Genomic DNA, 13,955 nt, shown 5'->3' with positions numbered 1-13,955 from the left:
GTTTGGTCAGTTATCAGTTATCAGTTATCAGTTATCAGTTATCAGTTATCAGTTATCAGTTATCAGTTGTCAGTTATCAGTTATCAGTTGTTATTACTATGGACTCTGGACTCTGGACTATGGACTATGGACTATGGACTCTGGACTATGGACTATGGACTATGGACTATGGACTCTGGACTATTGACTCTGGACTAAAGACAAAAGCTGCTTTTGCAAAGCTTCTATACCAAAAAGTGCGATCGCCTGTTCGCGTAACCATTCTCCGTCACAGCGTTTATCGTTTCCTTGCAGAATTTCTAAACAAGCTGCGGCTACGGCTTCTGGGTTGCGATGGGGAACGCGCCACCCTAGCTTACCATCTTGTAAGGGGTCTGCTGAACCATCGTCATCACCAGACAGCACGGGGACACCACAAGCCATTGCTTCTAGATAGACAATACCAAAACCTTCTTGTGAGGGCATAATATAAGCATCCGCTAGGCGATAATGTGCCATTAACTGTTCAGTAGGCACAAAACCTGCAAAAATAACGCGATCGCTTACACCTAAATCTTGGGCTAATTGTGCTAGTCGCGGTTGGTCATCACCCCGACCAATGACTAAATATTTTACTTCTGGGAACGCCTGGACAATCTTCGGTAATGCCCGAATTGTCACATCCACACCTTTATATATATCGCCTGACCATAGTCTGGCTACAGTCATTAACACTTTAGCATCCTGTAAGCCATACTTTTCTACTAATTCTGGCTGCTTGGGGCCTGGTGTGAATTTATCCCCATCAATTGCACAAGGCAACATTCTCACCTTTTGTGGATTTATACCATTAACTGCACAGGCGCGATCGCGACTATAACGACTAATTGTCCAAATTTCTTTTGCGCCAGCCAAAGCGCGGCGTTCTTTATCGCTCAAAGGTTCCCAAAACTCCTTACCATAAGTCAAGATAGTGTAAGGAATACCCAAAGGTTGGCAGAGGGTTTGTATTAATACTGCTAGCTTAATATGTCCGCAAAAAACCTGTTGTGGTCGTCTCTGCAATAATAACTTCACTAGCACCCCAGCCATTTTAATTCTGCCTAATTGGGGCTTGCGGCTTTTAAAATAATGAAATCTCAAAATATCTGATGTAAAAGGATTTGAGTCTTCAGGGCTATCTCGCAGTATCAAAACCTCTGCTTGATAACCTTGACCTAATCCTGAATATGCCCGAAAAATATCCTTGACATAAGATTGAATTCCGCCTTCTTGGCAAAAAACTTCTAAAAAGAGGAATATATGCTGAGTTTTTCCACCAGAAGTATGATTTAGACTTATGTTTTCACCCACTGTATCAATTGACATTGAAGTTATTTTATTAGGCTAGTATCGGTAGGGTGAGCAATGCCCACCATTGAGATCGTAGGGTAAGCATTGCTAACTCTGTCAAGGTATAATCTCTTAACTCCGTGCCTCTGTGACTCTGTGGTAAAAAATAATTTATTAAACCACAGAGGCACAAAAAACACAGAAAGCAAAATTAAGAGTTTTATTAGCTACCTTAACAGCACTACGCCATATTTTAAAAATCAAAGATATTAATCTACCAGTAATTTCCCTTCTGTTGCTTGGCTAATTGAGCCATTTTGTAATCGTTCTATATCGGTTTGCACCATTTTCTCTAAAAGTGCTTCAAAGCTCACTTCCGGTTCCCAGCCCAGATTTTTTTTCGCCTTACTAGGGTTAGCTACCAGTTGGAAGTGTTCGTCTTGCCTGAGTAAGTTTGTATTAATTACTATATGATTTTCCCAGTTTAAGCCCACAGAATCGAAAGCTATAGACACTAATTCTTTCACACTGCGTAGTTTACCTGTACCAATTACATACTCTTCTGGCTCATTAGCTTGCAACATCAACCACATTGCCCTTACGTAATCACCCGCAAATCCCCAGTCGCGTTTAGCATCTAGATTACCCATTTCTAAAGTCTCAGCTAAACCCAATTTAATCGATGCAGCCGCTAATGATACTTTGCGTGTAACAAATTGAGGCGGGCGCAAAGGAGATTCATGGTTGTATAAAATCCCACTACAAGCAAACAGACCATAGCGTTGTCGGTGATGCACCATTGTCCAATGGGCGTGTAGCTTTGCTGCTGCATAGGGATTTTTGGGACGAAAGGTAGTTTCTTCGTCTTGAGGGGAAGATAACACATCCCCGAACATTTCGGAACTGCTAGCTTGATAAAATCGGGTAGATAAACCAACTTGTCGGACTGCATCCAATAATCTAGTAGCCGTCCCAGTAATTAAATCAAGAGTTCCTAGTGGGTCTTTCCATGAGTCAGGAACAAAACTAGGTGCAGCCAAATTATAAATTTCTTGGGGACGCAGTTGTTCTACTGCATTTAGTAGTGCTAGAGGATCTCTCAAATCAACATTATATATTTCTACCTGAGTTGCCAAATTCCCCAACTTTGCCAAATTCGGTTGGCGGTGCGGTGAAACCAGTCCTACAACTCGATAACCTTGATTGAGAAGCAAATGGCTGAGATAATAGCCATCTTGACCAGTAATACCTGTAACTAGGGCTGTCTTAGTCATATCCTTTTCGCTATCCCCTCTTTTACTACATAAGAGCTAAAGCAGCATTAGGAAAAGTTACTCAGCGTTTACCATTTGCACCGATAAACACTTTAGTGAAATTTCCCGCCGAAAATAATTTTGCCTAATTGTAACAAAGTCCTAAAAGTAACTCGTATGCTAACTACACTACTGTGAGTATTATTTTTTATACAGATTTCCCTTTGACTTTCTCCACTGTCACAGGTTTGAGGGGGATGAGGGGAAAAGTTTAAAGGGGAAAGGGGAAAGGGAAAAATGGGCATCCTTTACCCCAGTCCCCAGTACCTAATGCTGCCCTTCTTTGAGATATTTAACGATTACTAGACAATTTCTTCCATCCTCACTGCGCTCGTAAACCACACGGTCAGCCAAGCGTCGCAGGAGGAACCAGCCATAACCACCCACCTGTAAAGTACCTGGTTCTGGTTCGGCGATCGCATCTGGATCAAAAGGATTACCATGATCCCAAATTCTCAATTCTATTTTGTTAATCCATAGATTGACCTCAATTTCTATGGTTGTTTCCGGTGGTAAAGTACGATGAGCATGGCGGACTGCATTTGTAAAACCTTCCGCTAACGCTAAGTTGAGGCGATAAAGTTGTGTTTCTGTCCAGCCAAGTTGAAACAGGTATTTTAGGGAAAAATCCTCAAACCATTGTTGTACTTGGTTGAGGAGCTTCAGTTCGCTCTTAGTTGTGAGTTGGTCGTGCTGCATTATGCCAAGCATTGACCGTGAGTTTAATGTAACTTTGACACTCCCCCGACTTTTTGTGAAAATTTCGCTATCGCTCATTTTCACAAAAAGTCGGGGGATTCTTGAAAAGGAGATACCACCAAGGCATTGCTCGAACCACAACTCCCAAGACCGTTTACTCGTATCCCGGTGTCGTGCGACAGGGGGCATCAATTCCCACTACTCCCTCCGAAACAGTGCGTAAGGGCAGGTTCACATACATTATCCCTGATCAGCGATGATCTATATAAACCCGCCTCTACCATTGGGTCTACGTTTTGTATATTGTTTGCTTCACTCTCTTAAAAGTCTTTGCTTGCGGGGGCTAGAAACAGACTACACTTAGTAGCAAGTCACCATTTCGGTGAACCGTCTTTTAACTGTATGTCCCACCACTGGGAGTCTCACCCACCATTTAAGGTCTTAGTGGCTGTATCGATTTTACCATGTTTGACGGCGACTAAAGTTGCCTTGTCCGTTTTCCTCCCAGAGCTAAAGCTACTGGGTTTCCCACGTCCCGTGAGGTCTTATGATCTTCAGTCTATTTTAGATTTTGGAGAATTTTTTGTATCTAAAATTAATTAGTCCATAGTCCATAGTCCATAGTCAAACTCTTTAACTGTTGACTATTGACTGTTGACTGTTGACTATTGACTATTGACTAATCATTATCACTAAAATTGACACCTGTTTTGTGTTTTCAAGAGCGCATATCCTTGATATGAATGACATCATAACTTTCAGATATACGCTCCTGAAACCTACAGGTGTCAAGGAGCTTCTAGGTGACTAGCTTACTATCTTAGAACAAGCCCAAGGTTAAAGATTTGTCTAATGGTAATGCAGCACCGATACCTAACCAGAGAGTTACCAAAGTGCCAAACAAGAACACTGTGGTTGCAACTGGACGGCGGAAGGGGTTTTGGAATTTGTTGACGTTCTCAATGAAGGGAACGAGAATTAATCCCAGGGGTACGGAAGCCATTGCTAATACTCCCAACAATTTGTTAGGGAGCGATCGCAAAATTTGGAATACTGGGTACAAATACCACTCTGGTAAAATTTCCAGTGGTGTAGCGAAAGGATTTGCTGGTTCGCCTGTCATTGCTGGGTCTAATACAGCTAGAGCCACGATACAAGCAAATGAACCCATGATGACCACTGGGAATACATACAGCAAATCGTTAGGCCAAGCTGGTTCACCATAGTAGTTGTGACCCATGCCTTTGGCGAGTTTAGCTCTTAAATTAGGATCGCTCAGATCGGGTTTCTTCAGTGTAGCCATGTTTAAATGCGCTCTCCTGCTTAAAATTCAATTAAAGGCCTTGTATTGAACCTAAATCATTACTAGATTTTCACTAGCCTTCTTTAGGCTGTTTACAACTTTCAGTTTCAGATACTAGGGAATTATAGTGCTGAGTCTTGAGTCCTGAGTTGTGAGTAAGTTCCTCTCACTCCCTGGCTGATCTGCTGCCTTTTGTGTTTGGTTTTTCACTCAACACTCACCACTCACTACTCAGCAATCTTAATTTAAAACAAACTACTAGCTCTGAAAACTCATTGCTCGATTACAAGGGGCCAGAAATACCTTGTTTGCGGATCATCAAGAAGTGGAATAGCATGAATACCGCAATTAACCAAGGTAGAACGAAGGTGTGGGCGCTGTAGTAGCGGGTCAAGGTTGCTTGACCTACGCTAGAACCACCGCGCAACAAGTCGGAGATGAGTACGCCGACTACGGGAATTGCTTCTGGTACACCGCTCACGATTTTCACAGCCCAGTAGCCGACTTGATCCCAAGGTAGAGAATAACCTGTAACACCGAAGGAAACGGTGATGACAGCGAGGATCACACCACTAACCCAGGTCAATTCGCGGGGCTTTTTGAAACCACCAGTCAAGTAAACGCGGAAGACGTGCAGAATCATCATCAGCACCATCATGCTGGCAGACCAGCGATGGATGGAGCGAATGAGCCAACCGAAGTTCACCTCGTTCATGATGTACTCTACCGAGGAGTATGCTTCAGCAACTGTTGGCTTGTAGTAGAACGTCATAGCGAATCCAGTGGCGAACTGGATCAGAAAACAAACTAGGGTAATGCCACCCAAGCAGTAGAAGATGTTGACGTGGGGAGGGACGTATTTGCTTGTCACATCTTCGGCAATTGCCTGGATTTCCAAGCGTTCCTCAAACCAGTCGTAAACGTTGGCCATACAATCTCAAGTTCCTAAAATCGGTTGCGGTTGATTCAATCTCCCAATTGGCAATTTTGGGATTTTCTTTTAAGAGGAGGTTTTTTTGTTTGTTTTTCACTCTTGCAGAATGCTAAGAGTTTTCACAAACTTAACACTCTGTTAAATATGGAATATATTGCGTTCTCTTTGCAAGCCGACCCGATTGGGGGGTACAAAGTAGATCATAAACCTTTTGGTAGAGGGGATGCACTAACACCAGCTGCCTTAACGACTTGATGAGAATAATGCACCACTTCTATAAAAAAAGTAACATAGTCGAGAGATAGATTTCATCAAAAATCGGGCAACTGGCTAAATTCTAGGCAATTTGGGTTGAGGTAAAACTGAAAATGGGGTTCATGCAAAAACAGGTTTTTCGGTTGGGATTTTCGTTATTAGTGGCTTTGAGTTTGGCTTGTGGAATATTTATTCAACCAGCCGCAGCGTTGACGGATGAGCAAAAACTGGTGTCGGAAGTGTGGCGAATTGTTAATCGCACTTATCTGGATGACACTTTTAATCATCAAAACTGGGCGGCGGTAAGACAGAAGGTACTCGAAAAGCCAATCTCAGACCAGAAAGCTGCTTACGGCGCTATTCAAAATATGCTCAAAACCTTGGATGATCCTTTTACTAGGTTTTTAGACCCTGAGCAATATCGCAGTTTACAGGTGAATACTTCTGGAGAACTGACGGGAGTAGGTTTACAAATTGCCCTCAATCCCCAAAGTGGGAAGTTGGAAGTAGTTGCGCCGATCGCGGGTTCTCCAGCCGAGAAAGCGGGAATTAGACCACGCGATCGCATTGTCAAAATTGAAGGCATTTCTACTACAGACTTGACATTAGACGAAGCTGCTGCTAGAATGCGCGGCCCCATTGGTAGTTTAGTGACGCTGTTGATTGAACGCGACGGCGAAGGCGAACAGGAAATTAGAGTCGTGCGCGATCGCATCGCCCTCAACCCTGTTGTGGCAGAATTACGCTCATCCCCCCAAGGTACGCCTTACGGTTATCTGCGCTTAAATCAATTCAATGCTAACGCCTCAATGGAATTAGCACACGCTATTTCTAGTCTAGAAAAAAAAGGTGCGGCTGCCTACATCTTGGATTTGCGAAATAATCCCGGTGGCTTACTCCAAGCCGGTATTGAAATTGCCCGTCTGTGGTTAGACTCCGGTACAATTGTTTACACCGTCAATCGCCAAGGTATTCAAGGTAGCTTTGAAGCTTTCGGCCCAGCCTTGACAGACGACCCACTGGTAATTCTAGTCAATCAAGGAACCGCCAGCGCTAGCGAAATTCTCGCCGGCGCACTCCAAGATAACGGTCGCGCCGAGTTGGTAGGGGAAACCACTTTTGGCAAAGGTTTAATTCAGTCTTTATTTGAATTATCCGATGGTTCTGGTTTAGCCGTGACGATCGCTAAATATGAGACTCCTAACCACCGAGATATTAACAAGTTAGGCATCAAACCAGATACGGTTGTTACCCAACAAATACTCACCCGCGATGAAATTGGTACAGAAACAGATTTGCAATATCAAGCCGCTTTGGATGTGTTGAGTAAAAATGCTGTGGTGGCGAAGTTAGGGACTGGGGAGTAGGGTCAGTTGACAGTTATCAGTGAACAGTGAACATAACCTGATAACTGATAACTGATAACTGATAACTGATTAACTACAAAATCGCCTGTATCTGTAGCAAAGTTGACAAATCCAAGGCGGCGAGGCGGTGATAGGCTTGGTCTATGCAGCGTTTACCTCTGAGGAAGCCAGTGTTAGCACCGGGACAGATGTAATTTAAATTATCTGGGGTGAAGGTTTCTATGATGGTTTTGAGGCTGTTGATTTGTCTTGGCCAGTGAAAGGTTTTGGCTGTGCGTAGTGGGACGGGTTCACCTTGTTGGTTGGGGAGTAAATGACGACCGGAAAATAATACACCGCCTAAATTGTTATAGTACAAGCAAGAGGAACCAGGAGAATGTCCGGGTGTCCAGATAATTTTGGCTGTGGGTGTGATGGTGAGTTCTTGGGTGAAGGTGGTGAGGCTTAAGCCCGGTAGTAAATAGGCTTCTTGTTCTTGGATGAGAATGTCACAGCTGAAATTTTGTTGAATTTCCGCGCTTTTGCCAATAGCGCCGCGATGGGTGAGGAATAACCACTTTACGCCGCCATGCGATCGCAAAAAATCTAAATTTGTTTGGTCTAAGCCAGGGCAATCTATGAGGATATTGCCTTCATTTCCTACAATGAAATAAGAGGTTCCTCCTAATGTGTCCCGATTTGGTGGAAAGGCAAAAATACTGTCTAAAACATCCCGTGGTGACTTGGTTGTAGAACTAGGTTGTTGAGGTAAGGGACACATAAGAAAAACTAAACCTGATGTGTTGTAAAAATAGTTTTTGTCAGTGGTCAGTGGTCAGTAGCTGAGATTTGTGAAAACTACCCCATCAGGAATGTATTACACCAAATCCTAAAACAACTGACTTCTGACAACTAACAACTGACACATAAAATGTGATCTAAAAATCTGGGGTTGCAGGTCTGCTTGGTAGTGATGGCTACGGTGCTAGCACTACTTGCGGGACATTGTTCAAAAATACTAAAGAAAACATGACATTTTGGTTTCTCCTGTTATTGGGAATTGCTACTTATCTGATGGTGCAGCGCAGTGTGGCTAACATCACCAAAACACCCATCTGGCTGTTATGGCTGGTGTTGATGACACCGGCACTAATTTTAACTGGATGGACGCTGATTTATGGGGCGAAACAAGCTCCACCGCCAGCACTGATATTTTGGCCGTCGATTATCTGCCTTTTGTTATACTGGCTGTTGTTTCAGTGGGGACGGCAAACGCCAAGGGATACGCAAACTGCACCCCAGACCCCAGAATCACAATCGGCTATTCATCCTACCGTAGAACCAGTGCCTGTGCGTCCCATTGAACCAACGGAAGAAACCCAACTACGTAATTGTTTTCCCTGGTCTATTTACTACGTCCAGAATATTGAGTATAGACCCCAGGCGGTGATTTGCCGGGGACAGTTACGCACGACACCAACTCAAGCTTACCAGCAGATTAGAGCGAATATTGAAGCCGAATTTGGCGATCGCTTCTTACTCATCTTTCAAGAAGGTTTCAACGGTAAACCTTTCTTTGTACTAGTTCCCAACACCCAAGCTGCTAAAGCTAAAGCTAGACAATCAGAACAATTAACCCGCCCTGGATTAGCTTTATTATTATTAGCGGCAACTTTAGTAACAACTACTATAGTAGGTGTCAGAATTGCCGGAGTTGACCTGACAAGATTACAAAGCGACCCAACAATACTTTTACAAGGATTACCCTATGCCTTAGCGTTAATGACTATCTTGGGTATCCATGAAATGGGTCATTATTTAGCAGCTAGGTTTTACAAAATTCGCTCGACTCTGCCCTATTTTATTCCCATACCTTTTTTCTTGGGAACCTTTGGTGCATTCATTCAAATGCGGAGTCCTATTCCCAACCGCAAGGCTTTATTTGATGTGGGTATTGCTGGGCCTCTGGCTGGGTTTATCGCTACATTACCCTTAGTTATTTGGGGCTTGGCTCATTCGGATGTAATTCCCTTAACCGACAAAACAAGTTTACTCAATCCTGATGCTCTTAATCCTAGATATTCAATTCTTGTAGGATTACTGGCTAAATTAGCTATGGGAAGTGCATTAACTGCAAAATCAGCGATTGATTTACATCCAGTTGCAGTGGCTGGTTTTTTAGGATTAATTGTCACAGCATTAAATCTTATGCCTGTGGGGCAATTAGATGGTGGACATATTGTTCATGCCATGTTCGGACAAAGAAAAGCTATGTTTATCGGTCAAATTGCCCGGCTTTTGTTATTGTTACTTTCATTAGTTCAATCTGAATTTTTTGTCTGGGCAATTATCTTATTGTTCATTCCCTTAGTTGATGAACCTGCTTTGAATGATGTGACGGAATTGGATAGCAAGCGAGATATTTTAGGTCTGTTAGCAATAGCTTTGTTGGTAATTATTGTGTTGCCAATGCCGCAGGTGCTTGCTAATTTGCTGCAAATTTAAATATAGCAGGGAGATAGGTAACAGGTGTCAGGTTACAGGTTACAGCTAAAGAGGTGATTCGTAACTATATCTGCTGATGAGATTGGTTGTAATCTGTGTGGCGATCGCTTTACCTCCAGCCTAGCTGCTTGCTATATTAATATATGAAAATTATTGTCTAGTTTAATTATTTTAAATTTTGCAAATTTTATATTACAGCATTTCCTAATCTGCTCAGTAACTGAAAGTAGAGAGACTTAATTAAATATAAGTTTGTAGTAAGGACTTTAGTCCTTTCAAACCCAGCAATAGAGCGATAAATCGCTAACTACGAACAACAACTCATTTTATATTTAATTATGTCTACCTACTTATACCATTTCTCTATGAAGTTGAGCTTAATATTGCTTTCTATAACTCACGCAAAGGCGCAAAGACGCAAAAGTTGCTGTAATTGTATTAAGCTCATTGTTACAGAGATTTGGTATTCTAAAAAAGAAAGAAGGCGTTAACTAAGCATCTGTAGATGAGAAATTGCCCAGCTAATCATAATCTACGGAGATGTCAAAAATCTATTTACGTCTGATGTGAATTAGGAAAACCTTCTATATCCAAAAAATAGCCTATGCTTGGAGCCTATGAGACTCGGTAGGGGCGGGTTAATCAAATATCATCAACAATTAACGATGATCCCGGTGAACCCGCCCCTACAAATGTCTACCCAATTACAAGATTTTTATTCACATTAGACGTTATTTATAAAGGAAATATAAAGAAGAAAACAGAGATTGAACAAGAAGGATAATATACTCATCAAAGAGGATATCCACTAAGTAAGTATGCCTGACAAGCCGTAGCTGACAGAACTGTGTGATGCTAAGTGGGAAATATTAGCTTCTTTAATACCACAAATAACAAAATTCCCTGAGTTCAATGATGGTAACAGTGGTTGTAGCGATTAACATTCTCATCTCATTCATGCTACTCTTCGTAGCTTGGCAAGTTTGGCAACTGAAAAAGCGGATAGCTTTATTGAGCGATCGCCTACTGCAATACGAGCAATGTAGTCACAATTTACTACACAACGCACCGGAAAACATTTATCTTGGTCAGCAGAATATTCTAAATTTACGGCAGAGTAACCAAGGTTTACAGACAAAAATTCAACAAATACGGCAAATCGTCAGTTTACTATTACTTGGGCAAAGAAGCTGGGGGCGTTACGTTCGCAGACCAAGTTCTCTATCTGGGAAACAACAGTCTGTAAAATCAGTTAAGGCATAAAAGCAACTTTTTTAGTTGATATATTGTCAACAGAAGCTAACTGCGGAAAATTATTGGCGTTTTGCCATCAGTGAAAAGCACCTAAAATAGGTGTAAGGAGAGAAACAGTATAAGATGTCTAATAACCGTTCTGGAGTATTTATTGGCGGTTTGATGCTGGGAGCTACCATTGGTGCTTTAGCAGGGTTACTTGCAGCTCCACGCACAGGGCGCGAAACTCGTAAACTTTTGAAAAAATCTGCTGATGCAATTCCCGAATTGGCAGAGGATTTATCAACAAGCGTACAAATTCAAGCAGACAGACTTTCTGCTAACGCTTTGCGAAACTGGGATGAAACTTTGGATAGATTACGGGATGCGATCGCAGCTGGTATAGATGCTAGTCAGCGTGAAAGTCAAGTCTTGAAACGCCAACAAGCTACCCCAGCATCAGATACGCTAGCCGAAGAATTAGAACGTCCATAAGTTGTCAAACAGGTAACAATATCAAAATTGATTACAGTAAATGAGTATTTGCTGATTTTGTAACTTAGCCAAAAGCATTTTGAATTGTAAAATTTTATTACCGTGACTGAACCCCTGTTTTGGTTGGGACTTTCCATTGTCTTAGTTGCTGCTAGCTTAACTGCTGTTTTGGTAGCAGCAATACCCGCTTTGCAGGAACTAGCACGGGCTGCTCGTAGCGCAGAAAAGTTATTTGATACACTCTCAAGAGAACTCCCACCTACCTTAGAAGCCATCCGCACCACAGGCTTAGAAATCACAGATTTGACCGAAGATGTGAGCGAAGGTGTCAAAAGTGCTGGTCAAGTTGTCAAGCAAGTTGATCAGAGTTTAGACGGAGCCAGAAAACAAGCTCAAAATATCCAAACAGGTACACGTAGCGTATTTGTTGGTGTTAAAGCAGCCTGGAAGACCTTCACTAGGCAAAAACCAACAAGGCGAACAGTCGAACGTCTACCTATTACAGAACAATCTTCCCTGACTGTGCGAGAACGAGAAGCACTAAAACCAGAAAACCGTCTCCCCAAAGCAGAAGCATACCGTATTAGTGATGGTTATCAAGAAGCTTCTAACTGGGACAATGAAATTGATGAGTGATTGGTCAATAGTCAATAGTCCATAGTCCATAGTCAATAGTCCATAGTTATTAGTTTTTCTTCTTAGGACTTACGCAACTGGCATATTTTTTCTGTAGGGTGTGTGACGCTGCGAAATTATTTGAACGTAGTCATGAGACTTGTAGCGTCACGCACCAACCACCAATTGTGAAACTTGCGTAAGTCCTGTAAAGTAATCTGACTTTTCACGTTATGTGGAAAAGCGCTCCGTCAGACCTAACCCCCCAGCCCCCTTCCCTACAAGGGAAGGGGGAGAAATCAAAGCCTCTCTCCTTGTAGGAGAGAGGTTTGGAGAGAGGTCTTCCAGATCCCGTGAAAAGTCAGGTAAAGTAATAAGGGAAGGAAGGGTTAGGTTTGGCGTTAGCTTTTCCACATGACATCAATCCACTTCAACTACTCATCGACGAGTATCTGAGATAGATGAATCCACTTCAACTACTCATCGACGAGTATCTGAGATAGATGAATCCACTTCAACTACTCATCGACGAGTATCTGAGACAGATGAATCTACTTCAACTACTCATTGACGAGTATCTGAGATAGATGAATCCACTTCAACTACTCATCGACGAGTATCTGAGATAGATGAATCCACCTCAACTACTCATCGACGAGTATTCACTTATGAAACGCTGGCAGTTTTTGCGGATTTACCTTTACCAATAGCCTTAAAACGCTCACCTAACTGTTCAGCCAGAGATTTTAAACCGGGGGTTTTCTTTGCGGCTGTTTTCACGTAGTCGTAAACGGTTAAACTGTCAGTCATCACTTCACTACCGACAGCAAGTAGAGTATCATCAACCTGTTCAGTCATTTGGTTCATGGAGATTAATAACTCGTTGAGTGCGATCGCTAACTGATAATCACGCACAAGTTCCTCAACATTAAAACTAGCTGGCAAAATTTCCGGGTTAGACTGAGCAGCCGTGATGCTATTGTTGACGAAAGCTAGACTTTTATCACCCATTTTCACCAGCTTCCGCCGTTCCTGCATAGTCAGAGTAATGAGAAAGGGTAACTTGTTTTGAATTGTCTGTAACGCTGCTTTGATTTCTTTGATATCTTCTGCTGACAGAGAGGCGTTAATATTTTGATAAGGCATCCTATATTTACCGTGCTAATTCGAGGGGTGAGTAGCAGTAATTGCTAAGTATAGGATGCCCATTGAAGAGAGCAAAAACACACAATGATTTTACTTATTTATCCGTTTTAGTGCTGATGCTGATGGATACTGACCAGACATAATGAAAACTTGGCGCTCTAGAATCCGTTCATCGATGTTAAAATCCAAAATACGAGCCGTTACCTCGCCGATATCGGTGAGAGGTTGAATCACAGCCTCATCTAAGCGAAAATGGTCGCCCCAAAAGTCCCTCCGGGGGTTAAAAAACCGCACAAGTTCCCCAGTGCGCCAATTAATTGAGCCTAAATCCGTTCCTTTTTGGAGATTGCAGAAAATACAGGCATAACAGAGATTATCGGCTGTTGTAGAACCGCCATGTTTCACGCTGATGATATGATCAACTTGAAAACTTAAGCCGTCTGTTTCAGGAATTAAACAATACTCACACAGACAATCAGCGCGATCAATCACTAAACGCCGCAGTTCTACAGTAACGTAATTACTAGACACTGGAAATACCTACTCTGCCTTGATGTACAAGTGTGCTTTTGCTTTTGCTAATCTCATAATATGTTCTAACGTGAGGAAATGATTTAATTCTTTCTTTTCCTCTGGTGTCAGTTCGCCCATTTTGTGTTGATAGACCAGATATTCTAAACGCCCTTTCGCCATCTCGGAAAGCTGAAACTTCACAACAGTTTCCGGTGTAGTACCAGCCGCAATAAAGTCGATAATTTCATCGTAGACTTTGGCTGTATTTATAGATGTAGTCATCAGTT

Annotated in this window: 14 protein-coding genes; 5 read left to right on the top strand and 9 right to left on the bottom strand. The window is 42.4% G+C overall.

Annotation, left to right across the window (positions count from 1 at the left end):
- Positions 1-180 precede the first annotated feature (180 nt).
- The 5 genes from H6G83_RS03755 to petB all read right to left on the bottom strand — a co-directional run bounded on the left by H6G83_RS03755 (position 181) and on the right by petB (position 5,557).
- Positions 181-1,347 (bottom strand): glycosyltransferase family 4 protein, encoded by a 1,167-nt coding sequence (locus H6G83_RS03755; RefSeq protein ID WP_190467178.1) that lies wholly within the window; start codon positions 1,345-1,347, stop codon positions 181-183.
- A 233-nt stretch (positions 1,348-1,580) separates the two neighbouring features.
- Positions 1,581-2,585: a GDP-mannose 4,6-dehydratase gene (locus H6G83_RS03750; protein ID WP_190467175.1), complete on the bottom strand. Its 1,005-nt coding sequence runs from the start codon at positions 2,583-2,585 to the stop codon at positions 1,581-1,583.
- Positions 2,586-2,891: 306 nt separating this feature from the next.
- Positions 2,892-3,335, bottom strand: a complete 444-nt coding sequence (locus tag H6G83_RS03745) for an ATP-binding protein (protein ID WP_190467711.1) — start codon at positions 3,333-3,335, stop codon at positions 2,892-2,894.
- Between the two features lie 808 nt (positions 3,336-4,143).
- Positions 4,144-4,626: a cytochrome b6-f complex subunit IV gene (gene petD / locus H6G83_RS03740; RefSeq protein ID WP_190467172.1), complete on the bottom strand. Its 483-nt coding sequence runs from the start codon at positions 4,624-4,626 to the stop codon at positions 4,144-4,146.
- Between the two features lie 283 nt (positions 4,627-4,909).
- On the bottom strand, positions 4,910-5,557 hold the full coding sequence (gene petB, locus H6G83_RS03735; protein WP_190467170.1) for a cytochrome b6: 648 nt from the start codon (positions 5,555-5,557) through the stop codon (positions 4,910-4,912).
- 371 nt (positions 5,558-5,928) lie between these two features.
- Between petB and ctpA the strand changes: the two genes are divergently transcribed.
- Entirely contained in the window at positions 5,929-7,182 is a 1,254-nt protein-coding gene (ctpA, locus tag H6G83_RS03730) for a carboxyl-terminal processing protease CtpA (protein WP_190467167.1), read from the top strand.
- Positions 7,183-7,255: 73 nt separating this feature from the next.
- Here the strand turns inward: ctpA and H6G83_RS03725 are convergent, their stop codons facing one another.
- Positions 7,256-7,942: an MBL fold metallo-hydrolase gene (locus H6G83_RS03725; RefSeq protein ID WP_190467164.1), complete on the bottom strand. Its 687-nt coding sequence runs from the start codon at positions 7,940-7,942 to the stop codon at positions 7,256-7,258.
- Positions 7,943-8,190: 248 nt separating this feature from the next.
- Here H6G83_RS03725 and H6G83_RS03720 point away from each other — a divergent pair, with 248 nt between their 5' ends.
- The 4 genes from H6G83_RS03720 to H6G83_RS03705 all read left to right on the top strand — a co-directional run bounded on the left by H6G83_RS03720 (position 8,191) and on the right by H6G83_RS03705 (position 12,030).
- Positions 8,191-9,666, top strand: a complete 1,476-nt coding sequence (locus H6G83_RS03720; protein ID WP_190467161.1) for a site-2 protease family protein — start codon at positions 8,191-8,193, stop codon at positions 9,664-9,666.
- A 915-nt stretch (positions 9,667-10,581) separates the two neighbouring features.
- The gene (locus H6G83_RS03715; RefSeq protein ID WP_190467159.1) at positions 10,582-10,929 is read left to right on the top strand and encodes a hypothetical protein; all 348 of its coding nucleotides are present in this window, start codon (positions 10,582-10,584) and stop codon (positions 10,927-10,929) included.
- Positions 10,930-11,043: 114 nt separating this feature from the next.
- Positions 11,044-11,394 carry a YtxH domain-containing protein gene (locus H6G83_RS03710; RefSeq protein WP_190467153.1) on the top strand — a complete coding sequence of 117 codons (351 nt, stop codon included), beginning with the start codon at positions 11,044-11,046 and terminating at the stop codon, positions 11,392-11,394.
- Between the two features lie 102 nt (positions 11,395-11,496).
- Complete coding sequence (locus H6G83_RS03705) at positions 11,497-12,030, top strand: DUF948 domain-containing protein (protein WP_190467145.1); 534 nt, start codon at positions 11,497-11,499, stop codon at positions 12,028-12,030.
- A 645-nt stretch (positions 12,031-12,675) separates the two neighbouring features.
- On the opposite strand, the gene H6G83_RS03700 is transcribed toward H6G83_RS03705, so the two are convergent.
- The 3 genes from H6G83_RS03700 to H6G83_RS03690 form a co-directional block, all read right to left on the bottom strand.
- A complete protein-coding gene (locus H6G83_RS03700) occupies positions 12,676-13,155 on the bottom strand; it encodes a hypothetical protein (protein WP_190467140.1) in 480 nt (159 codons plus the stop codon).
- Positions 13,156-13,245: 90 nt separating this feature from the next.
- Positions 13,246-13,686, bottom strand: coding sequence for an HNH endonuclease (locus H6G83_RS03695; protein WP_190467138.1), 441 nt, complete (start codon positions 13,684-13,686; stop codon positions 13,246-13,248).
- A gap of 9 nt (positions 13,687-13,695) precedes the next feature.
- Positions 13,696-13,950, bottom strand: a complete 255-nt coding sequence (locus H6G83_RS03690) for a hypothetical protein (protein WP_190467135.1) — start codon at positions 13,948-13,950, stop codon at positions 13,696-13,698.
- Positions 13,951-13,955 lie beyond the last annotated feature (5 nt).

Source organism: Anabaena azotica FACHB-119 (assembly GCF_014697625.1).
GTDB lineage: Bacteria > Cyanobacteriota > Cyanobacteriia > Cyanobacteriales > Nostocaceae > Trichormus > Trichormus azoticus_A.
The sequence above is the reverse complement of the archived record's forward strand: the minus strand, read 5'-3'. Positions and strand labels throughout refer to the sequence as shown.

Excerpts from the sequence above, each read along its gene's own strand:
- H6G83_RS03750 (WP_190467175.1), bottom strand. The coding sequence starts at position 2,585 with ATGACTAAGACAGCCCTAGTTACAGGTATTACTGGTCAAGATGGCTAT.
- H6G83_RS03725 (WP_190467164.1), bottom strand. The coding sequence starts at position 7,942 with ATGTGTCCCTTACCTCAACAACCTAGTTCTACAACCAAGTCACCACGG.
- petD (WP_190467172.1), bottom strand. The coding sequence starts at position 4,626 with ATGGCTACACTGAAGAAACCCGATCTGAGCGATCCTAATTTAAGAGCT.
- petB (WP_190467170.1), bottom strand. The coding sequence starts at position 5,557 with ATGGCCAACGTTTACGACTGGTTTGAGGAACGCTTGGAAATCCAGGCA.
- H6G83_RS03745 (WP_190467711.1), bottom strand. The coding sequence starts at position 3,335 with ATGCTTGGCATAATGCAGCACGACCAACTCACAACTAAGAGCGAACTG.
- H6G83_RS03720 (WP_190467161.1), top strand. The coding sequence starts at position 8,191 with ATGACATTTTGGTTTCTCCTGTTATTGGGAATTGCTACTTATCTGATG.
- H6G83_RS03700 (WP_190467140.1), bottom strand. The coding sequence starts at position 13,155 with ATGCCTTATCAAAATATTAACGCCTCTCTGTCAGCAGAAGATATCAAA.
- H6G83_RS03690 (WP_190467135.1), bottom strand. The coding sequence starts at position 13,950 with ATGACTACATCTATAAATACAGCCAAAGTCTACGATGAAATTATCGAC.
- ctpA (WP_190467167.1), top strand. The coding sequence starts at position 5,929 with ATGGGGTTCATGCAAAAACAGGTTTTTCGGTTGGGATTTTCGTTATTA.
- H6G83_RS03715 (WP_190467159.1), top strand. The coding sequence starts at position 10,582 with ATGGTAACAGTGGTTGTAGCGATTAACATTCTCATCTCATTCATGCTA.
- H6G83_RS03710 (WP_190467153.1), top strand. The coding sequence starts at position 11,044 with ATGTCTAATAACCGTTCTGGAGTATTTATTGGCGGTTTGATGCTGGGA.
- H6G83_RS03755 (WP_190467178.1), bottom strand. The coding sequence starts at position 1,347 with ATGTCAATTGATACAGTGGGTGAAAACATAAGTCTAAATCATACTTCT.